The following is a 23395-nucleotide window of genomic DNA, read 5'->3' as shown; positions in this document are numbered from 1 at the left end:
AATGGCGCAAAAAGGCCGGGTTTGCGGCAACCCGGGGTCAGGCCTGGTCGCGCAGGTAGCGGCCGAAGTGGGGGACGGTGAAGGCGATGCGGCCGCGCTCGCCGGAGTAGATGAGGCCCTTCTTCATCAACGTGTCCCGAGCGGGTGAGAGGGACTGCGGCTTGCGACCGAGCAGGTCGGCCACGGCCGCGGTGGGGACGGAGTCGGCGTCCTCGTGCTGCTCGGCGGCATCGGCCATGGCGCGCAGGTACTCGCGCTCGCCGGGCGTGGCTCGGTCGTAGCGGGAGCCGAAGAAGCCGACGGCCAGCTCGTTCTGGGCGGCCGGGGCTGCGACGGCGACGTCGTCGGCGGTGACGGGGCTGCGCGGGGCGAGCTCCCACACCTCCTTGCCGTACGCCTGGATGAAGTAGGGGTAGCCGCCGGTGGCGGTGAACATCGCGTCGAGTGCGTCGGCGGTGAACTCGGCGCCCTCCTCCTTCGCCGGTGCGGACAACGCGTGGTCGGCAGCGTCGCGGTCGAGCCGGTCGATGCGCTGGTAGCGGAACAGCCGCTCGCTGTACGACTTGCTGGCCGAGAGCACCGCCGGCAGGTGGGGCAGGCCGGCGCCCACGACGATGACCGGCAGCGACGCCTGGCTGATCTCGTGGCACGCCGCGCACAGCGCGGAGACGTCGTCGGGCCCGAGGTCCTGCATCTCGTCGATGAACACCGCGACACCCTTGCCGAGGTCGGATCCCAGTCCGCCCACGTCACTCAACAGCTCGACCAGGTCGATTTCGATGTCGCCGGAGTCGGCGCGGCCCCGGACGGCGGGTACGTCGATGCCCGGGTTCCAGCGCTCGCGCAGCTTGGCGTCCGGGCCGGCGTCGCGCTGGGCGAACGACTTGATGACGCCGAGCACGTGGTCCACGTCGTCGGAGTGCGGATGGCCCAGCTCGCGGACGGCGGTGTGCAGGGCCGAGCTGAGCGGGCGGCGCAGCGGCTGGTCGGGCCGTGCCTCGAGCTTGCCGGTGCCCCAGCCGGCACGCACCGCCGACGACCGGAGCGCGTTGAGCAGCACCGTCTTTCCGACGCCGCGCAGGCCGGTGAGGATCAGGGAGCGCTCGGGCCGTCCGTTCGCGACGCGCTCGAGCACGACCTCGAAGGCGCCGAGCTCATGGTCGCGTCCGGCCAGCTCGGGTGGGCGCTGACCGGCGCCGGGGGCGTAGGGGTTGCGAATCGGGTCCACGATCGCAGCGTATGGGCCTGTCTAGCCGATTCCCGATATTTCGCGATACACGCCAATCGTGTCGCGGCTGATTGAATTGGCGACAGCGACATCGGATCCCAAGGGGGAGCATGCTCCGGGTGCAGAGGAGAACCACGGACGTCGTCGGGCGCATTCGTGAGTGACGTCGACCTAGCTTGAGCGGAACACCGAGGTCCTCGACGTCGGACGCACCGAGCGGCTCGCCACGCCCCGGCAAGCCAAAGCGGTCCGGCTCCGACAGCACGGCGTGTGCGCCTCGCCCGGGTGCAAACACCCGATCAGCCACAACTGCCACACGCTCGTCCACGCCGGGCGACTCGACCTCGCCCGCGGGTCGCCTCACCACCCCCGCGCCGCCTGAAGCTACGGCTTGTACCTGAGCATCGCCTCGGTGACGAGGTCCGGGTCACGCCCCACGACGCCCATTCCCTCTAGGCGCGATCGTGTGGTGGTGGGGTCATGTGGGCCGCATGGCCCAGCGGATCGCGGCGGTGATGACCACGCCGCTGGCGCGGACGGCGGTGGCCTCGGTGACCGGGAGGTAGGGGAGCCGGAGCGCGCGGCGCGACCAGCGCGGCATCAGCCCGATCGCGGCGGCCGAGAGCATCGAGTACGGCAGCCGGATCGCGAGCGGCACCGGCGGGTGGACGAGGATGAAACGTGCCGCCTGTCGGGCGGCCGGCGTCGACTCCAGCTCGGGGCGATAGGCGGACATGACGGCGTCGAGCTCGGCCACGGACTCCGGCAGGTCGGTGGCGCCCAGCTGCCGCGCGATGACGGCCGACTGCGCGATGTACTCGTCGCGTTCGGCAGCGTCGAGTGGATGGGCGCCGTAGCGGTCGTGGGCGCGCAGGAAGCTGTCGATCTCGGCCACGTGCACCCAGCGCAGCAGGTGCGGGTCCGATGCGGCGTAGGGACGGCCGTCGGGTGCGGTGCCCGTGACCCGTCGGTGGACGGCCCGCACGACGCGTACTGCCTGGTCGGCATCCTCGATCGTGCCGAACGTCGTCTCTGCGAGGAACGTGCTCGTGCGTTGCAGGCGGCCCCACGGGTCGCCCTTGTAGCCGGAGTGCTGGTCGACGGCGGCCATCGCCAGCGGGTGCAACGACTGCAGCAGCAGTGCTCGGATGCCGCCGACGAACATCGAGGCGTCACCGTGGACCGCGCAGATCGCGTCCTCGTGGGTGAACCGCCGGGCGCCGACGGCGTGGTGGATGCGGTCGCGGCGCGTCGGGCCCTCGTCACCGGCGATGCGCGCGAAGATGACCGCGCCCATCCGCCGGCGGACGGCCTCGAGGGTGCTCACACGGACATTGTGACCCGCTCAGCCGCCGAGCTGGGAGAGCTGACGCTTGAGGATGACGAGCCGCGGGTCGAGGCGCATCAGGCGCACCTTGGTCCAAGCGTGCAGCATGCCGGTCATGAGGTCGCACGTCTCCCACAGCAGGACGCGTCGCGTCGACACGGTGCCGTGTTCCTGGTAGGCGCGCATGAACGTGTCACACAGGTCGTCGAGGAGCGCCAGGTTCGCTTCGAGCGGCTCACCCGAGAGCGGCTCACCCTTGAACGTCAGGGTGCTGATGCCGATGTCGCGCAGCTTGGCGCGGAAGCGGCCGAGGTCGAGCGCGGGCTCGGCCATGGCGGCCCCGTCGAAGTCGATGAAGCCGATGTCCCCGTCGTGAAGGAGCACCTGCGCCGGGCGGAAGTCGTGGTGGGCCGGGACGTGCGCCTCGGCCGGTTCGCGCCGTGCCGCGTCGGCGAGGGTCTCCAGCAGGGCCGCGCCCGACCCCGCGAGGGACGGCACGGTGAGGGCCAGCCGGTCGATGACGTCCTGCACCTCGTCGAGCTCGTCCTCGAACGTCGCGACGCGCTCGTACACGGCGCCGGAGGCATGGATGGCCGCCAACGCACGGCCGGTCTTGGCGAGCTCCGCACGCAGGGAGTCGAGCATCTCCGGGTCGTTCTCACGGATGGCGTTGCGGGCCAGCTCCTTCAGCGTCATCGCCTCCGGGATCGGACCCTGGACGAGGATCTTCTCCTCCTCGTCGAAAGCCACCGGCTCGGCAAGCAGCACGATGCCGCGCCACGCTTCCGGCCGGTCCCACAGCTCACGCATCGCCAGCCAGGCGGTGGAGCCCTTGTCACCCTGGTGCGTCTTCAGGACGACCGGGGAGGGGCCGGACGTACCGTCGGTGTACGTCACCGGCACCACGGTGGTGCAGCGGCTGCCGGCCTTGTATCGGACGACATTGCACTCGACCGAGTCGATCGTGGCGTCGGTGTAGCCGGCCGCGCGGATACGCGGCTCGAGGAACCGGGCGGCGAGCTCCGGGTCGGTGAGGGTCGACAGGGCCGGGAGGGCCTCGTCGGTCTCCTCCTCCCGCAGCTCGAGCCGAACGTCGGGCAGCCAGCAGGTCCAGTCATCGTGAACTGAGGACGTGACCGACTCCGGCGGCGTCTGGTCGGGCGCCCACAGGCGTCCGATGAGCACCACCGGCTCGGGCTCGCCACCGTCTCGGGCGACTGTGAGCTCGTAGCGGGCGATCCACTCGTGCTCCTTGGCGCGCAGGCGCTTCGGGTCACAGGTCAGCAGCTTCACGCTGCCGTCCAGGAGCGGCGCAGCGTGCTGCTCCAGGCTGGCGCCGACCCGGCTGCCGTACATGCCGGCCGCCAGCCATGCGGGCAGGATCTCGAACTCGGTCAGTGAATCGAGGACGCGGTCGTCGTCGAACTGGGTCGTCACGGTCACGGATGTCTGCTTTCTGGTCGGGTGGGAGTCATCGCGACCACGGCCGGTCGTCGATGTGGACGGAGTCGAGCAACGTCAGAGCGACTCCGAGGCGCTGGTCCTTGGCCTGCCGGCACGCATGCACGGCGGTCCGGGTCAGGCTCAGCGCCCGGTAGAAGCCGACCCGCTCGGCGACGTCGTCGGCTGCTATTGCCGGGGCCGTCTCTCGGTAGCCCTCCACGAACGCCTCGCTCAGGTCGTCGACGAGGGCACGGACGTCGTGCCCACCCAGCTTCGTCGCGAGGACGTCGAGGTGGGCCAGGTAACGACCCAGGTCGAGGGCGGGGTCGGCCCAGCACAGGGTGTCGAGATCGACCACGCCGGGCTTGCCCTTGTCGAGGAGCACCTGTGACGGCGTGAAGTCGCCGTGCGACAGCACCAGGCTCGGCACCTCGGGGGCGTTCCAGAACAGGCCGTCGACGCGTCCGCGCAGCTCGTCGGCCACCTCGGGCCACACCGAGGCGACGATGTCGAGCTCGCGGCGCAGCTCGTTGAGGTCGTCGGACATCGAGTGCACCGCGGCCGGTGCCGTCGTCGTGTGGAGCGCGGCCAGCGCCGTGCCCGACGTCCGCACGGCGTCGCGCAGCGAGTTGATGCGGGTCCGGCGCTTGCGGGTGGTCTCGTCCGGATTCTCGACCAGGATGGACTTCATCATCGCCGGGACGAGGGCGACGCCCGGCAGCGCCTCGGTGATGAGCAGTCGCAGGGACGCCGAGTACACGACCGGCTTCGGGAACCGCACCGGCAGGTCGAGCAGCAGTCCGTCGGGGCCGCGGTGGAGCGCCAGCAGGTTGCGGGCGACGGTATCGCCGCTGTCGTCGCCGTAGACCTTGCCGTAGAGCTCGGTGCCAGCATCGTCGGGGCCGTTGAAGTGGTAGCGCAGCGTGCAGGCACCCTTGCGCGGGTGACGAACGGTCTCGGCGAGACGCAGCTGGTCGATGCCCGCGAACTTCACCAGGTTGTTGACCACGACCGGGTTCGTGGCCGGGATCAGGGTGGGCAGGGCCGGGTCGACCGGGAACGGGTGCAGCGCCAGGCCTGAACCGGCGGCGACGGCCGACGTCGCCTGCCACGGTCCGGTCACGTCGGACCTCATCTCGGTCATCCGGGTCACGCGGTCCTGGACGTACTCGGCGGCCTGCTCGTCGTTGGGATGGACCCGCCCGCGCACGGTGTGCTCGTCGTCGCCGTTCGCCAGCCGGAGGCGGTAGCTCAGCGAGCAGGTGCCGTCGGCGTTCAGCCAGACCTTGCCGACCTCGACGCCGGTCACCGCCGAACTGGCCTCGAGGAGCTGTCGCTCGACGTGTTCGGCGACGAACGACTCGTCCAACGCCTTGGCGAGCCCGGGCAGTCGCTTGTGCATGGCGTCGACGAGTGCCGGGTGCGTCGCCGATGCAGCGGAAACCGCGGCCGTGCCCGCCTCGATCGGTGACCGGTTCCTCGACCGGACCAGGGCGGCGTGCTTGCGAGAGGTGAGCACCCCGACGACCGGTTCGTCCTTCACTCCGTCGTGAGGGCCTGGGGTTGACTCCAAGATCCGCCCGCCGGCGACGGTGAGGATCCGGTCGGAGCGCTGGATCAGGCCGGAGTCGTGGGAGATGACGATCGTGGTCTTGCCCTGCATGAGCAGCCCGAGCGCGTCGACGACGATCTCCGCCGACTCGGTGTCGAGTCCTGTGGTCGGCTCGTCGAGGATCAGCAGCGGAGCGCGACGGATGAAGGCGCGGGCGATCGCGAGCCGCTGCCGCTGGCCGCCGGACAGCGTCGACCCCCGCTCGCCGAGGTTGGTGGCGTAGCCGTCGGGCAGGTCCATGATGAACTCGTGCGCGTTGGCCTGCCTGGCCGCGATCTCGATGTCCTCCTGGGTGGGGTTCTCGATGCCGTAGCCGATGTTCTCGGCCACGCTGCCCGCCAGCAGGATCGTGTCTTGCAGCACCAGGCTGACCTGGCTGCGCAGTGATGCGAGGGTCATGGTGCGGATCGGGATCCCGTCGATGAGGACCTCGCCGGAGTCGGGATCGTAGAGCCGCGGGATCAGCTGGGCGACGGTGCTCTTGCCGGCGCCGCTGGGCCCGACGAGCGAGACCACTTCACCGGGTGCGACCTCGAAGTCGACATCCTCCAGCACGGTGGGACGGTTCTCGGCGGTGGTGCCGTCGGCGTGCTCGGCCGGGTACGTGAAGCCGACGTTGCGGAATGTGAGCCGGCCCAGCAGCTCCGGCGCGGGGACCGCTTCGGGTTCGTCCTGCACCATGACCTGACGGTCCAGCAGGTCGTCGATGCGCTCGACGCTCGCGTAGACCTTGCCGATCTTGTACCACTCGCTGACGATCTTGCGGGCCGGCTTGAACATGTTCTGCAGCAGCAGGATGAACAGCACCAGGGTGCCGATGGTGATCGCGTTGCTGTCGACCAGCCACACACCCAGCCAGACGACGGCGGAGATCGCCAGTGCTTCGACGAGGGCGATCACGAAGCTGAACTGGGCCTGGATGTTGGACGCGTCGACTGACGCGTGCATGCTCTTCGCGGTCTGGCGGGAGAAGCGGTTGAGGTCGACGGATCCACGGCCGTAGCTCTGGACCAACCGGATCGAGGTGAGCATCTCCTGTGCGGTCGAGGCCAGCTCGCCTTCACGACTGCGCTGGGTCTTGGACGCCACCTTGATCCGCAGCGAGAACGAGCGCGACACGAAGGCGAGCAGCGGCACGACGACCAGCGCAACCAGGGCCACCCGCCACGACTGGAACAGCAGGACAGTGAAGCTGCCGACCAGCACCAGCAGGCTGCCGACGATGTTGCTGACCGACTTGACCACGAATTCCTCGACGACCAGCACGTCGCCGGTGACCCGGGTCAGAACGTCGCCGGTGCGCTTCGAGTCGTGGTAGGCCAGCGGCAGCCTCTGCAGGTGGGAGTACATCGCGGTGCGGATGCGGTAGCCCAGCGACCGTCCTCCCCGGGCCATGCAGATCTCGGTGAGCGAGTCGGCGGCGCTGTTGATCGCGGCGATGAGCACCACCGCGAGGGTCAGTACCAGGATCGTCTCCCAGCGCAATGACGGCAGGATGGCCGGGCCGCCCATCTCCCGCAGGGTCGGCTTCTCGCCGTTGAGGAAGTCGATCAGCCAGGCGATCGGGATGGGTTCGATCACCGAGGTCGCGGCCTCGAAGACGAGCAGGGTCATTCCGGCGATGTAGATCCTCGAGCTGCCCTTGAACCGCCTGAACAGGCGGATGGCGCGGCGCATGTCGCCGCGCAACGTCGTCCCGCGCCGCGACTCCTTCTTGTCTTCCATGGTCGATGTCATGCCGCTTCCGCCAGTCTGTCGAGGCACCGGTCCGCCTCGTCGAACAGTGCCGATGCGACGGGCGACCGGGGCGCCCGTGCGAATGCTCGTAGTCCCTTGCGCTCGAGCGCGACCGCCTCGTGCCAGCGGATCCTGGGCCGGCGCGACTCCTCGCCGGATGCGCTGAGATAGGCCGCAAGGAAGTGCTCGGCGAGCTCGGGAAGCCGGTCCGTGAGCTCCATCGGACGCCCGGCCAGCACGTGGCGGACTGCGTGCTGACGCAACGTCGCCATGAACGTGCCGACGTCGGCGGCCTGGTCGGAGATCCCGACGTGATCGAGGTCGAGCAGATGGACGACGGGAGGCGCCAACAGGAACTGGCTGGGCTTGCAGTCGCCGTGCACCGGTCCGACGTGAGCGGCCGGCAGGTGGTCACCGACGACGACGAGTCGGGTGGCGAGTCGCGCTGCCTGGTTGCCGACGCGCGGATCCACGGTGGCGATGCCGCCGGCGCGAGTACCGAAGCGCTGCAGCTCGCGCTCGACCGAGCGCTCCCGGCGCAGCGTCGGACGCGACTGGTGGAGCTCGGCGACGGCGCGGGCGGCCAGGGCGACCGCCTCGTTGGCGTCGCTCGGGCACATCCGCGGGTTGCCGACCAGCGCGTCCAGGGGCACGCCGTGCACCGGGTGCTGGGCCACCCACCCGAGGTCGTCGAGGTGAGCGGCGGTCGGTGCGAAGCGGAGGGCGGTGGCGCCGGCGGTTGCATCGGCCAGGGCCACCGACTCCTCGGCGACCGCCGCGGCCTTGCTGCGGTCGTGGTAGGCCTTCGCCACCAGCGAGGTGCCGCCGCCGAGGCTCAGGCGGACGGTGGCACGCTTGCCGGGGCGATAGCGCAGCAGCTCGACGCGGGCCCATGCCGACGCGCCGAGGAGGGGACCGGCGGTGGCCGGGTCCATGAGCTGCGGAAGTGTTGGCAGGTCGGGGTCGTCGGGGAACGGGCTCAGCCGGACCCCGGAGTCGACCAGGTCACCGCGCACGAGACGGTCACCGAGCGCGTAGAGGATGACGGCGCGGACGCCGGGCTCGTACTTGGCGTCCAGGACGTGGCAGGTGGCATGCCGCGCGCCCGTGGCGGCCGCGAGCTCGGGTCCCATCCGCCGGGGGTCGAGTGCTTCGAGGAAGCGGTCGAGGTGCGTGATCGCGCTCTCCGCCAGGATCGTGCTCACCGCGCCACCTCCAGCTCATTGCTCGATCGGCTCACGGAGGATCGGACTCCGGAAGAATAGATGGCTTCCAGCCGCCGCGCGGCCGTTTCGACATCGAAGTCCGACTCGACCTTGCTCCGGCCGGCCGCGCCCAGCCGGGTGCGCAGCTGCGGGTCGTCGAGGAGACGGCCGATCGAGTGGGCGATCGAGCTGATGTCCTCGGGCGCACCGAGCAGACCGTTCACGTCGTGCTCGACGAGCTCGGCAATGCCCCCGGCCGTCGTCGTGACCACCGGCAGTCCGCAGGCCATCGCCTCGACGAGGACGTTCGGGATGCCGTCGCGGTCCCCGTCGTCGGTGGTGGTGGGGGTCAGGACGAACGCGTCGGCGTCGGCGAGGGCCGCGACGATCTCGTCGCTGTCGCGGGCCCCCATGAACTCGACCCGTTCGGCGAGGCCGAGGTTGTCGCGCAGACGGACGAGCTCGTCGTGCAGCGGCCCGTCGCCGTAGATCCTGCAAGTGAAGTGCTCCGGACGGTGCGCCAGCGCCCGGAGCAAGTCGTCGAACCCCTTCTTCTCCACCAGCCGCCCGATGGACACCAGGACGGGGACGTGGTCAGGGGTGTGGGTGGTGGGAGAGAACCGGCGGAGGTCGACACCATGGTGGATGACCTCAATCGGGACCTCCGAACCGTCCGGAAGAGTGGACCGGATGTAGTCGGCGTTGGTCTCGCAGCACGTGACCAGCGTGGTGGCGCGTTCGGCCCGGGCGGCGAGGCTTCGCGCCGGGATTTGGAGCAGGTCGCGCGCGTGCCCGGTGAAGCTGAAGGGGAGGCCGGTCAGCATCGCCGTCAGCATCCCGACCAGCGCGGGGTCGTGGGCGAAGTGGGCGTGCACGTGCACCGGTTCGTCACCGGAGCGCCGAAGGTCCTCGATGCTCGCTGCCACCCGGACGGCGTGGGTCAGGCACTCCATCGTCGAGCAATCGCCATAGCCGGTCGCCAGTCCCGGTCGGCGCACGCACAGCCACAGCGCGGACAGGTAGCGGCGCGGGGACGCGGCGAACGCCGCAGCGTGGGCGCGCAGCGGGCTGACCGGCTCGTCCAGGTAGGTGACCCGAGCCTGCACGTAGGCCACCTGCGGCTGCACGACGGTCTCGCCCGAATGCACGAGGCTGACGATGTCGAGCCGCAGCCCGCGACGCTCGAGGGCCAGCACCTCGTTGACGATGAAGGTCTGCGACAGTCGCGGCCAGCTGCGCACCAGGTAGATCACGCGTTCGCTCATGCCGAGCCCTGTCCCACCGCAACCAGCCCTGACGCGGCGAGCCCTGACGGGGTCAGCCACGCGGCGCCACGGGTGAGCGCGGCGTCCACCGCCTCCATCCGGCGAGCGATGGAGAGGCCGCGGTACGGGCCGCTCCCCGCCGCAGCCTGCTTGGCGATCTTCAGGGAGGTGTACGCGCAGTACGCCGCGTAGCTGCCCCGGTCGGTCCAGCCGGTTGCGGCCGCGTACTCGTCAAGGAACACCTTGGTGAGGTAGTGCACGGCCCCGAGCTCGAAGAGGTACGTGCAGAAGTGCGCGACGTCGAACGTCGGGTCGCCCATCCGGGCCTCGTCGAGGTCGATGACGCAGGTGTGGTCGTCACCGAGGAGCACGTGACCGGCATGGAAGTCCTTGTGGATCGGCACGGTTCCGGTGTGCCGACCGGCCTGCGCAGCTTCCGCCCAGCGCGACGCGAGGTCCGTTGCTGCAGCCGCGGCCGGCGGGTGCACCAGCGCGATCAGCTCGGCCCACTGGCCGGTGCTCTCGACCTCCCGCTCCTGGGAGAATTCACGCGGCAGCCGCAGCTCGGACATGTGCAGCCGAGCGAGCCAACCGGCGGCCCGTCGAACGCCCGCCGCGTTCAGCGACGAGTCGAGCCGCTTGCCCTGGTCCTCGCGGTAGAAGAGCAGCCGATGCTCGCTCGCCAGGCCGATGGGACTCGGCACGCGGAATGGTCCGTCGCCGAACGGGCCGTCGGACAGCAGCTGCAGGTGGAGGTACGACAGCCGCGCCGGTCGTGCCTGGGCGAACTGCTTGCCGATCACCGACTGGGGCGTGCCGTTGTCCAGGCCGCGGACCGCGTATCGGATGACGCTGCGCCGGCCCGGAGCCGCGGCAACCGGCTCGGCCGACTCGACCTCGACGTCGCGTGCCATGGCGTGTCCGAGCAGGACGGAGACCGGCCGGACATCGAGCAGGTCCACGCCCTTGTTCGGCGCCGTGGGCACCGGGACGAGTGCCTCTGCGGCGTCGGCCAGCGCACCGATCAGTGGCCAGGAGCGCACTTCCAACCGGCGGTAGCGGCGAACGGCTACCTGAACGATCCCGGCCGCCTGCCACCAGCGCAGCGCGTCGGGGCGGATGCTTCCGGCCGACTCCTGGTAGGCCTCCAGGAGCTCTCGCTCGGCGGCGTCAAGCGTCGGGAGGTGATGCGGCTGGCGCACGCCCTGCCAAGTCAGGTGGGCCAACACGCCGCCAAGGTCTCGTTCTGGCTCGCTGCCTGCGACGCCGTCGATGTCGAGCAGCACGGGTCGACCGTCAGGGGTGACGACCACCTGACCGGCTCGGAACGAGCCGTGCCCGAGCACGTGACGTCCCGTTGCGGGCATGGTCGCCGCGAGGGTGTCGATCACCGCTCCCAGCCGGGCGCCCATGGCTGCGTCGGCGTGCTGGACAGCGCCCAGGGCATCGGCCAGGGCGGTGACCTGCTGACCGGCCGACCACGTGGACGAGGATGTCGGCTCCAGGGCGTGGAACCTTGCGAGCAGCTCGCCCAGCTCGCGGCCGAGCTGGGCACGATCGTCCGCTGGGACATCGCCGTCGCCGAGTACCGACGAGGCCGATCGTCCATCGACGGACCGGCCGACGACGACCTGCAGGTCGGGCCACCAGGCGACCATCTCGGCCACCGGGGCGGGCTGGTCAGCCCGGGCATCCAGACCGGCGTGCAAGCCCTCAACCCGCCGATAGCTCTCCGGTTGCAGCGCCTTGGCGAACAGCGTCGACGTTCCGGTGGGGCCGGTCACGTCGTACCGAAGCACGCCGCGCGATCCCGGCCGGTATCGCACCGGCGCTATCGACACCCGGACCGGTCCACCCAGCACGGGCTCGAGGCGACGGCCCACCTCGACCGGGTCTGCAGCGGTCGCGAGCGACGGCAGCTTCGGGTCGTCGAGCCAGTCGAACCGCGTCCAGTGGTCGCCGTCCACGTGCGCGGCGAAGAAGGAACGGTTGTCGAGGAAGGCCAGTCGGCACCCCTGCCCAGGCGTCCACCGGACGTCGTGCAGCGGCCACGTGCCGTTGGGGGAACAGGCCGCCAGCGCGCGCGGTAGAGCGGCGAGTGACGAATCGAGCTCGGCCAGCCTGCTGGCCGTCGCGGCGTCCATGGACAGGCTCATGATCCCTCCCGCACCAGGACGGGGACCGCCGCGGCGACCCTCGCCCGCACGTCGATCTCCCAGTTCGGGTCGTGCACGGCGCACCGTCGCGCCGCGAGCTTGAGCTGGAACAAGGAGGCGAGGAGCTCGGCCCGTTCCCAGCGCGCAGGGTCGCACTCGCCGTATCCGTCGCGGAAGGCCGACACGAGGGCAAGGACCCGGCCTTCGTCGGCTCCGGACCACCACCGGAGGTCGGCGACGAACTTCCCGAGGTCGAGGGCCGGGTCGGCCGGACCGCTGCGGTCCAGGTCGAGAAGCCGGATCTGGGGGTGACCGCCGCTTCCGGCGGAGTCGCCGAGGGTGAGCACGTTGTCGGCCTTGAGGTCTCCGTGATTGAACGTGGGCGCCTCGGTGGGGATCAGGTCGAGCGCTGCGGTGAGCTCGTCGACGAGTGCGCGGTAGTCGGACCCGACCGTGGGGAGCAGCGTCTCGATGTGTTGGCCGGCACGGAGGGTCGCCGCGATCTCGTCGCGAGCGTCGCGCGAGCCCGCGCCCGCACTCGTCGACGGCACGTCATCCGGGGGGATGTCGTGGAGCGTTCGCACCGCCCGACCGAGGAGACGCACGCGGCTCGTCTCGAACCGCTGCCACAGCGGCGCCCCTGCGGCGCTGCGCCACACGGCAGCACGATCGTTGGCGGAGAATCCGAGCGGCTCGACCAGCCCCGCGCCCGGGCACCGGTCCGCCACCCGATCTCGGAGCGCCGCGGCGATCGGTACCGAACGCACACCGGAGTCGTCCCGGTCCATCTTGATGTAGACGGCGCGGTGGCCGGGCTGCGACATCCACAGGACGTGCCGCTGACCGGGCCGGTAGCGAACGGTGTGGATGCGCGGGTCCGTGAAGGTGTCCGTGGGTCGCTGCCTCATCGCCTCGAGCACGTCGGTGAGGTGTGCGGGATCGTGCAGTCCGGCCAGCTGGGGCATCGCCGGGTCGTGCGGCGACACCAGCACCTCGGCTGATCCGTTCGTCCAGATGACGGCAACGGGTTGGGCGTCCACGCCCCGCCGTGAGAGCTCGTAGTACGCACTGAGCTTGCGGCCCGGCTTGTACTTCGTGCGAACCAGGCGCAGGCTCGAGCCGTCCCAGTCGGGGACCTGTTTGGTGAGCAGCTCGCGGACGCCATGATCGAGCGGATCGACGGCGAGTCGGCGCAACGCCTCGACGCCCCGGGTTCCGGCCAGCGTCTCGTCGAGCAGTCCCGGTGGCGACGGATCGCGGCTGGTCGACCGGGCCACGTCAGCCCCCGCCGGAGGCCGGCACGATGGCGTACTCGACCTGCTCGTGAAGGAGCTCGGCGGCGCGAAGGCGTCCGCTGAGGTCAGGGGTTCCGACCGGCTGGAGCGGCGTCGTCAGCGCGTCGACCATGCTGGTGGCGAGAGCCGGGGCGGACAGCTCCTCCGGTGGCAGCCATCGCAGCCACTCGCGCTCGGCGAACCGGCTGACCCGCATCGTCTGCTCGGCGCTCGGTCCGGCACGCGGCACGAGGAGTGCCGGCCTGCCGACGCTGAGGACTTCGGCGGTGGTGTTGTAGCCGCCCATCGCCACGATCAGGTCCGCCGCCGCCATATGCCCCAAGGAGTCCTGGACGCTCGGAACCACATGCACCGGCAGTCCACTGGCGCGCTGGCGCAGGTCTTCCTGATGCGTCGCGGGAAGGAACGGACCGGTGACGATCACGAGCTGGCAGTTCCGCTCGCGTTGCAGCGCCGGCATGGCGTCCAGCAACGTGTCGAACAGCGGGTAGGCGTCTGCTCCGCCTCCGGCCATGGCCACGATCAGCTCGGCATCGTCGTCGCCGAGGTACTGCCGGCGGATCGGCTCGGTCGGCCCCGCCGACGGCGGCGAGCAGACGTAGCCGCAGTAGCTCAGTCGGCGGCTGATGTCCGGTTCCCACGCATAGTGCGAAGCCACGTCGAAGACGTCCTGGGAGCCATACACGAAGACGTCGTCGAAGTGCTGTCGGAGAACCTCGAACGCCCCCTCGAGGTGCCAGCGCCGGCGAACCGTCTCGGGTGCGTCGAGGATGTCGCGCAGACCCAGCACCGTGCGGACCGGGCGCGTGTCGAACGCCTCCAGGGTGGGGACGAGCTCGCCCATCGCGCCGTGTGGCATGTGGTCGACCAGCAGCACGTCGGGCTCGAACGCCAGCGCGGTGGTCTTGATGATCTCGGCCCGCATCGACAGCACGTCGTTGAAGTGCAGCGACTCGAGCCGCACCGGCGACCAGTTGCCCGGGCTCACCTTGCGGATCGACGGCAGCTTGACGAAGTCGTGGCCCGGAGCCGCGGTGAAGAACTGTCCGATGGGGGAGTCGCTGATGGTGACGACGCTCGCGTCCGGTCGCGCGGCGAGGTACTCCGCCGCCAGGAGCGTGGTCCGCCGAAGGTGCCCGAGCCCGAGTCCGTCCTGGGAGTAGATCAGGAGGCGGGGGCTGTCGGTCGTCATGCCGGCACCCGAGCCATGCTCTGGGACTGCACCCGGATGGCGCGATGCCAGTCGAGCTGGCGTTGCAGACCGGTGCGCAGGTCGACCGTCGGTCTCCAGCCGAGCTGTTCGCGGGCGGCGTCGATGTCACCCTCGGTGCGCGGTACGTCGCCGCGCCGTTCCCCGGCGGTGTCGAGCCTGGCCTCGGAACCGACCAGTGCCTCGAGATGACCGACGAGCGTGTTCACCGACGTCGGGTGGTTGCTGGCGACGTCGAGCACGGCACCCGGTGGCAGGTCGGCGAACAGCGCCTGCACCGTGGCCTCGACGATGTCGTCGACGAAGGTGAAGTCGCGGACCTGGAGACCGTCGCCGAAGACGGTCAGTCGGCGACCGTCGAGGAGTGACTCGATGAAGCGGTGCGCGGCCATGTCCGGACGCTGCCGGGGACCGTACACAGAGAAGTAGCGAAGCGACACGGCCGACAGTCCGGTGCCGGCGTAGGCACCGACGAGAGTCTCGGCGGCCAGCTTGGTGACGCCATAGGGGCTGGCGGGGCGCGGCTCGCCGTTCGCCTTCAGCACGTCTGCGCCGGTGCCGTACACCGACGAGCTGGACGCGTAGACCAGGCGGGAGACGCCGCGAGCGGACGCCGCCTCGAGCAGTCGCTGCGTCGCGAGGACGTTGCGGTCGACGTAACGGTCGAAGTCGGGGCCCCACGAGGTCGTGACACCGGGCTCCCCGGCGAGATGTGCCACCACGTCGACACCGTCGAGCGCCTCGTCGAGACGGGCGTTGAGCAGGTCACCTTCGATCACTTCGAAGGCGGGATCGTCGAGCAGGCCGTCGATGTTGTCGCGCTTGCGATTCGGGTCGTAGAACGTGGTGAAGGCGTCGAGTCCCCGTACGTCGCAACCTCGGGCGACCAGCGACTCGCAGAGGTGACTTCCGATGAATCCTGCTGCGCCGGTGACGAGAACTTGTGTCATGCGGATCCCTCGTGAACACGTCGGGGAGTTTGGGAAAACTCTCAGGAAACATGCTGAGAACTGCTTTCAGAATTCTCAGAACGCTAGCGCAGTTCGTGGCCCCCGTCATGACACAGGGGAGTCAATCGCGCATGGTCCCAATGAGCCAGACAAACCGGTGACCTGCGGGTTCTTCCAAGCAGCGGAGCAGCGCGCTCAAGGAAGTGGGAGCAGGACGCGCAACCGTGCACCGCCGGAGGGCGAATCGGCGACCTCGATCTCGCCGTCGTGAATGCGCACGATCTCAGAAACGATAGCCAGGCCGAGACCAGTGCCACCCGTGCCGCGCTCCCGCGACCCGTCGACGCGGACGAAGCGTTGGAGCACGTCCTCGCGCTGGTCTGGAGGGATCCCCGGCCCGTCGTCGTCCACGGTGAGGATCGCGTTCTTGGCGTTGGCGTGCAGGGAGACGTCGATCGACGAGCCCGCATACCGTTCGGCATTCTCCAGCAGGTTCGTCACGACGTGCTCGAGCAGAGCCTGCTGCCCGAGCACCTGCACCGGCTCGACCTCACTGGTGGTGATGGGGATCACCGTCGGTCCGGCCGTCGAGACGGCTTCTCGAATGATGTCGTCGAGGTCGACCGGCACGCGGGCAGCACTGATCGTTCCGGCGTCGCTGCGTGCCAGCAGGAGCAGGTGGTCGACGAGCCGGCCCATCCGCGTGGTCTCGTGGAGCAGGTCCCGGAACACGCCCTTGTCGGTGGGACCATCCGCGTTCAGCACGGTCTCCAGGCGAGCTTGCAGGCTGGCGATGGGGCTGCGAAGCTCGTGCGCCGCGTCGGCGACGAACGACTCCTGCCGTTTGGCGCTTGCTTCCAGACGTCCGAGCATCGCGTTGATCGTGCGCGCGAGGTCGGAGATCTCGTCTCGCCCCACCGGCTCGGGAACGCGTCGATGGAGCTCGCTGCCGGTGATGGCGTCAGCGCGGGTCTGGATGGCGGAGACCGGCGCGAGCGTCCGCCCGATGACCACCCAGAGGACCCCGCTCAGCGTGACCACCAGCGCGACGAGACCGAGGCCTCCGACCTTGGCCGCGATGGAGACGGCATCGTCCACGTCCTCGACGTCGACGGCGACAAAGACGGTCACGTCGCCATAGGGGCTCTCGGTGCCGAGGGCGATGACCCGGTAGGGCCCGTCCCCGTCGAACGGCAGTTGTTCACGGTCAGCCCTGCTGACGTCTCCTGGTTGCTGCTCTGCCAGGGGGAAGACCATCTGCCCCAGGGCGTTGGGAGTGCCACTGATGACCACGCCTTCGCGGACGACCTGGATGGCGGAGGCGATCTCTTCGGTCTCCGCCAGCTCCCGCGGCAACGTGCCCTGCTCGGCCAGTCTGGCGACGTTGATGGCCGTGTCCTCGCCGGCGTCGTCGGCGGTGTCGATCAGCTCGGCGCGGAGGAGAGCGAGGAGCAGAATTCCTCCGGTGGCCAGGACGACGATGATCGCTGCGGAGGCGATGAGCAGCATCCGGGTCCGCAACGAGATGCGCTGGTACCAGCTGGAAGTGGTCGCGTCCTTCACGGAGTCTCCAGGCGGTAGCCCTTGCCGCGCACGGTGCGGACCATGTTCGTGCCGAACGGGAGATCGAGCTTCTTGCGCAGGTAGCCGACGTACACCTCCACGAGGTTCGTGTCGCGGGTGTCGGGGTCGCCCCACACATCCTGCAGGATCTGCTCCTTCGAGCGGGTCCCGCCGTCGGCCCGCATCAGGTACTCGAGGAGGGCGGCCTCGCGCCGGCTGAGATCGATCACCTCATGCCCGCGCCGCGCCGTCCGGCGCCGGGGATCGAACACCAGGTCGCCCGCGATCACCTCAGACCATCCTTCTCCCGGGGCGCCTCTGCGCAGCAGCGCGTTGCACCGGGCCACGAGGACCTCGAACGAGAACGGTTTGCGCAGGTAGTCGTCCGCACCGAGATCGAGGGCGTCGGTCTCGTCCGTCGCCGCGTCCTTGGCGGTCAGGATCAGGATCGGGGTCGCGACGTCCTCGGCGCGGAGCCGCTGGCACACCTCGACCCCCGACATCGCGGGCAGCATCCAGTCGAGGACGATGACGTCGAACTCGGACTCCTTGGCGAGCCGGTACCCGGCGAAGCCGTCATGAGCGACGCTCACGTTGAATCCGTGATCGCGAAAACCGTCCTCCAACGCGCTCGCGAGCACGACCTCGTCCTCGACCACCAGCACACGGTCCATGCATGGATAGTGTCACGTGCACTGCTGTCGTTACGGGGAAAACCCGTGACTCGGCTCAGCTGACGTCGGTGAGCAGGTGCCCGCGCGCCTCGCGGCGACGGCGCTGTTCCTCCGGGTCGGGAACCGGCACGGCGGCGATGAGGCGCTGGGTGTACTCCTCGCGGGGTGAGCCGAGCACCTGCTCGCGCGGACCGATCTCCACGAGCTTGCCGTTCTGCATCACGGCGACCCGGTTGGCGAGCGAGTCGACGACGGCGAGGTCGTGGCTGATGAACAGGCACGCGAAGTGCAGGCGGTGCTGCAACTCGGTGAACAGCTCCAGCACCCGGGCCTGCACCGAGACGTCGAGCGCCGAGGTTGGCTCGTCCGCGATCAGCAGGTCCGGTTCGAGGGCCAGGGCACGGGCCAGGCTGACGCGCTGACGCTGACCGCCGGAGAGCTCGTGCGGGAAGCGAGACGCGTACTCGTCCGGGAGCTCGACACTCTGCAAGAGCTCGCGCACCTTGGCGTCGATCTCGCGGTCCTTCATCTTCGTCTGGACGTGGAACGGCTCGCCGATGCAGTCGCTGATCGACATGCGGGGGTTGAGCGACGAAGCCGGGTCCTGGAACACGAAGCCGAAACGCGAGCGGTGCGGACGCAGCTGGGCGTCGTTCAGACCGGAGATGGTGGTACCGGAGACGGTGACCGATCCGCTGGTCGGCTGCTGCAGTCCGACGGTGGCGCGGCCGACCGTGGTCTTGCCCGAGCCGGACTCGCCGACGAGCCCCAGCACCTCACCGCGACGCACCTCGAGCGACACGTGGTCGACGGCGCGGAACGACGGCTGCCCGAGGCGACCGGCGAACTCGACGACGAGGTCGTCGACGCTCAGCACGACGTCGGTGTCCTCGACCGGCTGCGGGCCGTTCTCGCGCCCCAGGTGCGGCACGGCGTCGAGCAGCAGCTTCGTGTACGGGTGCCGCGGTTCGGCGAACAGCTGGCGCGAGGGCGCCTCCTCGACGATAGTGCCGCGATACATGACCACGACCCGGTCGGCCATGTCCGCGACCACACCCATGTTGTGCGTGATCAGGATGATCGCCGTGCCCAGCCGTTCGCGGAGCTCGAGCAGCAGCTCGAGGATCGCCGCCTGCACGGTGACGTCGAGGGCCGTGGTCGGCTCGTCGGCGATGATCACGTCCGGATCGCTTGAGATCGCCATCGCGATGACGACGCGCTGCTTCTGTCCACCGGACAGCTGGTGCGGGTAGTAGTCGACGCGGTGCTCGGGATCGGGGATGCCGACCAGGTCGAGCAGCTCGATCGCCCGCGCCCGGGCGGAATTCTTGTTGATGTCCGAGTGCGCCCGCAGCCCCTCGATGATCTGCCAGCCGACGGAGTAGACCGGGTTGAGCGCCGTGGAGGGCTCCTGGAAGACCATCGAGACCTGGTCGCCGCGGATGGGTCGCAGCTCGCTCGTGGGCCGGCCGATCAGCTCGTTGTCGCCCAGCCCCTCACGGCGCAGTGTGGCGGACCCCGTGACGGTCGCGGTTGGCGGCAGAAGTCCGAGCATCGCGCGAGAGCTCACCGACTTGCCCGACCCCGACTCGCCCACCACCGCCACGACCTCGCCCGGAGCGACGTCGAAGCTGATGCCATTCACGGCGTGAACCGTGCCCGCGTCGGTGCTGAAATCGACCTGCAGGTCGCGCAGGCTCAGTGTCGCGACCCGTCTCTCGCCGTCGACGGACTCGACCGGCGCGGCGGTGACCTCCGTTGCCGACTCGGACTCGACGAGCTCGGCGAACTCGGACTCGATCTCCTTCTCGTCGGCCGTCGTGGTGCCCGCGCGAGTGCGCAGCAGCGGGTTGAGGATGTCGTTGAGGCTCTCGCCGATCAGCGTCGAACCCAGCACGATCAGCACGATCGCGGTGCCCGGGAACACTCCGGTCCACCAGATGCCGGACGACGCGTCGGGCAACGCCTTGTTGAGGTCGTAGCCCCACTCCGCTGCGGCCGACGGCTCGATGCCGAATCCGAGGAAGCCCAGGCCGGCGAGGGTCAGGATCGCCTCGGACGCGTTGAGCGTCGCGATGACCGGCAGTGACGACGTGACGTTCGAGAAGATGTGCTTGATGAGGATGCGAGGCGTCCGTGCGCCCACCACCCGAGCCGCGTCGACGTACGGCTCGACCTTGACCGCGACGGTGGCGTTGCGGATCAGCCGGAAGTACTGCGGGATGAACACCACGGTGATGGAGATCGCCGCCGCCATGATGCCGCTGATCGCTCCGCTGGTGCCGCCGGAGAGCACGATCGCGACGACGATGGCAAGCAGCAGGGACGGGAACGAGTAGAGCGCGTCCATCACGAGCACGAGCACCCGGTCGACTCCGCCGCCGAGGTAGCCCGAGACCAGGCCGAGCGGTACGCCGAAGATGCCGGACAGGACGACGGCGAGCACGATAACGATGACCGCCGTGCGGGCTCCGTAGACGACACGGGACAACACGTCGGTGCCGCCGACGGTGGTGCCGAACCAGTGGTCGGCCGACGGCGGCTGCTGGCGTCCGAACACTTCGTCGCCGACCCGGTCGGCGTTGAAGTCGTAGGGCGCGATCCACGGGGCGAAGATCGCCAGGAGCAGGAACGCCACGATGAGGCCGAGGCCGAGCAGCAGCATGAACCGCTGCAGGCCGCGGCTGGAGCGCAGGGTCGCGAGCATCAGAATCTCACTCGTGGGTCGACGAAGGCGACGATGACATCGATCAGGAAGCTCGCCGCACAGACGATCAGGGCGATCAGGGTGACGATGCCCTGGACGGCGAGGAAGTCGCGGCGGATGAGGTACTCGGCGAGCTGATAGCCGAGTCCTTTCCACTCGAACGTCGTCTCGGTGAGGATCGCGCCTCCGAGCAGCAGGGCGATCTGCAGGCCCATCACCGTGACCACCGGCACGAGCGCATTGCGGAACGCGTGCCGGTTCATCACCCGGCGCTCGTTCACGCCGCGGGCGCGAGCAGCCGTGACGTAGTCCATGCGCAGGGTCTGCAGCAGGTTGACGCGGATGAGTCGGAGGAAGACGCCACCGGTGAGCAGCCCCAGCGCGATCGCCGGCAGCACCGCGTGCTGGAGCACGTCGAGGATGTAGCCGGTGTCGCCGTAGAGGATCGCGTCGATGATCATGATGTGGGTCTGTGGGCTGACGTCGGTGAGGGCCAGCTCGACGCTCGTGGAGGCCCGGCCGGACGACGGCCACCCGAACGGCGTGAACGCCAGCTTGAGCAGGAGACCGACGAAGAAGACCGGGGCGGCGTAGACGAGGATCGCGAACAGACGGAGTAGGACGTCGGGGAACCGGTCGCGGTAGCGGGCGGCCATCCGGCCGAGCGGCACGCCAACGGCGAAGGCCACCAGCAGCGCCCAGAAGGACAGCTCGAGGGTGGCGGCGCCGTTCTCGACGAGGATCTCGGACACGGGGCGGTTGTCGGTGAGGGTGCGGCCGAAGTCACCCTGCACCAGGCCGCTCATGTACTCCCAGTACTGCGTGAGCAGCGGTCGGTCGAGCCCGGCTGCGGCCTTGCGTTCGGCGATCTCCTCGGGTCCGAGGCGGCCGCCCAGCGCGGCCGAGATCGGGTCGCCGATGACCCTCATCAGCACGAACACCATGGTCACGAGGATCACGAGCATCGGGATGATGAGCGCGAGCCGCACCAGCAGGTAGCGCGTCAGAGGACTGAGCCCGCCCGAGCGCTTGGCCGGGGCCTCCGGCGGCTCGGCGGGCGCGGTGACGATGTCGGTCGTGGCCATGGACTACCTCAGGGTGAACGTGAAGGGGCGGACCCAGCCGTGCGCTGAGTCCGCCCCACCACTTACTCGGATCGGGTTGCGGTCACTTCTTCGACAGCGAGGTGAACCGGAACTTGAACGACGCGTCGAGCGTCTTGTCCGCGCCTTCGACGCCGTCACGAGTGACAGCCACCTGCGTGCCCGTGAGGAGCGGCAGGTACGGCACCTGGTCGGCGAGGCGGTCTTGGACCTCCTTGAGCTTCTCCATGCGTGCGGCCTCGTCGCCCTCGGTCCGCTGCTCGTCGAGCAGCTTCGTCATGGTCGGGTCCTCCAGGTTTTCCTTGGGGTCGTTGTAGTGCGAGTTGGTGAAGTTGCCCGGGCCCTCGGACAGGAACGGCGACAGGTAGTTGTCGGCGTCCGGGAAGTCCGGGAACCAGCCGAGCTGGAACACCGGGTAGGCGTCGGCCTTCGACTCCTCCTGGTAGGTCGTCCACTCCGTCGACTGCAGGTCGACCTTGAACAGTCCGGACTCCTCGAGCTGACGCTTCACGGCGTTGTACTCCTGGTCGGAGTTCGAGCCGTAGTGGTCCGGGTTGTACTGCAGCTTGATCGTCACCGGGGTGTCGACGTTCGCGTCGGTGAGGAACTTCTCGGCCGCGGCCTTGTCGGGCGCCGCGCCATACATGTCCTTGAACGACTCGGTGGCGCCCTCCTGGCCCTCCGGGACCATCGAGTACGCCGGGGTGAACGTCTCCTTGTAGACGTCGGTCGACAGCGCCGCCCGGTCCACCGACGAGGCCATCGCCTTGCGGACCGCGAGCTTCTGCTCCTCGTTGTCGCCCGGCATCGTCTTCAGGTTGAACACGATGTACCGCAGCTCGCCGCCGGCCCCGGTGTGGACAGTGAGGCCGTCGGTCTGCTCGAGGTCCTCGATGTCGGTCGGGGTGAGCGAGCGGAAGGCGACGTCGATGTCGCCGTTCTCGATGTCGAGCTTGAGGTTCTCGGCCTTGGCGAAGTACTTCATGGTCACGGCTTCTTCCGTGGCCTTGCCGTACGTGCCGTCGTAGTCGGGGTTGGCCTTGAACTCGGCGAGCTGGTTCTTGTCGTACGTGCCGATCGAGTACGGACCGGAGAACCCGTTGGCCTCGACGGCGGCGTCGTCGTCGATCTTCTTGTCGGCCGGGTACGTATCCTCGTCGACGATCGGGCCGGCCGACGTGGCCAGGATCTGCGGGAACGTCTGGTCGTTCTCGCCCTTGAGCTTGAAGACGACGGTCTTGTCGTCGGGGGCCTCGACCGACTCCATCCCGCCGAGCAGGGTCGATGGTCCGCTCGCATCGGCGATGTCGACGATGCGCTGGAAGGAGAACGCGACGTCGGAGGCGGTGAGCTCGTTGCCGTTGGCGAACTTCAGGCCGTCCTTCATGGTGCAGGTGTACTCGTCGGGCTTGGAGAAGTCGCAGCTCTCCGCGGCGTCCGGGCTGAGCTCGGTGCTACCCGGCTCGAAGTTGAGCAGGTACTGGAAGACCTGGGTCTGCACGACCGTGGAGCCGTTGTCGTAGGCGCCGGCCGGATCGATCGAGACAACCTTGTCGGTCGTACCGACGATGAGGGCTTCTCCTCCCGCATCCTCGTCTCGGCCGGCACCACAGCCGGCGAGCGTGAGGCCGACGACGGCCGAGGCGGCGAGGACAACTGTTCCTCGTCGGATGTTCTTCATGTTTTCCTCCCCAACAGTGCCCGTGTGCCGGACACAACTTCATGCACGCTACACCGGCTGGACGGTCGCAATCGGGCTGCGAAGATTGCGATTCGATGACGGTTACCCTTGGGGTCATGGACCACAACCAGCACCTCGCCGACTTCGACCCCGAGATCGCACGGCTGCTTGACGCCGAGCTGAGCCGCCAGCAGACGACGCTCGAGATGATCGCCTCGGAGAACTTCGCGCCGGTCGCC

The 23395-nt window shown here is 69.3% G+C and carries 15 protein-coding genes; all 15 read right to left on the bottom strand.

From position 1 onward, the window contains the following. Positions 1–37: 37 nt before the first annotated feature. The 15 genes from ACRDPN_RS14675 to ACRDPN_RS14605 all read right to left on the bottom strand — a co-directional run bounded on the left by ACRDPN_RS14675 (position 38) and on the right by ACRDPN_RS14605 (position 23156). Complete coding sequence (locus ACRDPN_RS14675; protein WP_431449384.1) at positions 38–1228, bottom strand: AAA family ATPase; 1191 nt, start codon at positions 1226–1228, stop codon at positions 38–40. A 478-nt stretch (positions 1229–1706) separates the two neighbouring features. Continuing rightward, positions 1707–2555 (bottom strand): oxygenase MpaB family protein, encoded by an 849-nt coding sequence (locus tag ACRDPN_RS14670; RefSeq protein ID WP_431449382.1) that lies wholly within the window; start codon positions 2553–2555, stop codon positions 1707–1709. An 18-nt stretch (positions 2556–2573) separates the two neighbouring features. Then, the gene (locus tag ACRDPN_RS14665; protein WP_431449380.1) at positions 2574–3998 is read right to left on the bottom strand and encodes a phosphotransferase; all 1425 of its coding nucleotides are present in this window, start codon (positions 3996–3998) and stop codon (positions 2574–2576) included. 28 nt (positions 3999–4026) lie between these two features. After that, complete coding sequence (locus ACRDPN_RS14660; RefSeq protein ID WP_431449378.1) at positions 4027–7347, bottom strand: ABC transporter transmembrane domain-containing protein; 3321 nt, start codon at positions 7345–7347, stop codon at positions 4027–4029. Beyond that, a complete protein-coding gene (locus tag ACRDPN_RS14655) occupies positions 7344–8552 on the bottom strand; it encodes a hypothetical protein (protein ID WP_431449376.1) in 1209 nt (402 codons plus the stop codon). The genes ACRDPN_RS14660 and ACRDPN_RS14655 overlap by 4 nt, the downstream gene beginning before the upstream one ends. After that, complete coding sequence (locus ACRDPN_RS14650; protein WP_431449374.1) at positions 8549–9817, bottom strand: glycosyltransferase family 4 protein; 1269 nt, start codon at positions 9815–9817, stop codon at positions 8549–8551. The genes ACRDPN_RS14655 and ACRDPN_RS14650 overlap by 4 nt, the downstream gene beginning before the upstream one ends. Further along, positions 9814–11973 carry a phosphotransferase gene (locus ACRDPN_RS14645; protein ID WP_431449372.1) on the bottom strand — a complete coding sequence of 720 codons (2160 nt, stop codon included), beginning with the start codon at positions 11971–11973 and terminating at the stop codon, positions 9814–9816. The genes ACRDPN_RS14650 and ACRDPN_RS14645 overlap by 4 nt, the downstream gene beginning before the upstream one ends. Further along, positions 11970–13250, bottom strand: coding sequence for a phosphotransferase family protein (locus ACRDPN_RS14640; protein WP_431449370.1), 1281 nt, complete (start codon positions 13248–13250; stop codon positions 11970–11972). The genes ACRDPN_RS14645 and ACRDPN_RS14640 overlap by 4 nt, the downstream gene beginning before the upstream one ends. 1 nt (position 13251) lies before the next feature. Further along, complete coding sequence (locus ACRDPN_RS14635) at positions 13252–14460, bottom strand: glycosyltransferase family protein (protein WP_431449368.1); 1209 nt, start codon at positions 14458–14460, stop codon at positions 13252–13254. Beyond that, the gene (locus ACRDPN_RS14630) at positions 14457–15428 is read right to left on the bottom strand and encodes an NAD-dependent epimerase/dehydratase family protein (RefSeq protein WP_431449366.1); all 972 of its coding nucleotides are present in this window, start codon (positions 15426–15428) and stop codon (positions 14457–14459) included. The genes ACRDPN_RS14635 and ACRDPN_RS14630 overlap by 4 nt, the downstream gene beginning before the upstream one ends. Positions 15429–15623: 195 nt before the next feature. Further along, on the bottom strand, positions 15624–16991 hold the full coding sequence (locus tag ACRDPN_RS14625) for an ATP-binding protein (protein WP_431449364.1): 1368 nt from the start codon (positions 16989–16991) through the stop codon (positions 15624–15626). Further along, positions 16988–17665 (bottom strand): response regulator transcription factor, encoded by a 678-nt coding sequence (locus ACRDPN_RS14620; protein ID WP_431449362.1) that lies wholly within the window; start codon positions 17663–17665, stop codon positions 16988–16990. The genes ACRDPN_RS14625 and ACRDPN_RS14620 overlap by 4 nt, the downstream gene beginning before the upstream one ends. 55 nt (positions 17666–17720) lie before the next feature. Beyond that, a complete protein-coding gene (locus ACRDPN_RS14615) occupies positions 17721–20372 on the bottom strand; it encodes a dipeptide ABC transporter ATP-binding protein (protein ID WP_431449360.1) in 2652 nt (883 codons plus the stop codon). Then, the gene (locus ACRDPN_RS14610) at positions 20372–21457 is read right to left on the bottom strand and encodes an ABC transporter permease (RefSeq protein WP_431449358.1); all 1086 of its coding nucleotides are present in this window, start codon (positions 21455–21457) and stop codon (positions 20372–20374) included. Before ACRDPN_RS14610 ends, ACRDPN_RS14615 begins: the two co-directional genes overlap by 1 nt. Before the next feature lie 82 nt (positions 21458–21539). Further along, complete coding sequence (locus ACRDPN_RS14605) at positions 21540–23156, bottom strand: ABC transporter substrate-binding protein (RefSeq protein WP_431449356.1); 1617 nt, start codon at positions 23154–23156, stop codon at positions 21540–21542. Between the last annotated feature and the right edge of the window lie 239 nt (positions 23157–23395).

The sequence above is a fragment of the Aeromicrobium sp. genome (assembly GCF_050700635.1).
Taxonomy (GTDB): Bacteria; Actinomycetota; Actinomycetes; order Propionibacteriales; family Nocardioidaceae; genus Aeromicrobium.
Note: the sequence above shows the minus strand (reverse complement) of the source record. Positions and strands in the feature narration are given on the sequence as shown.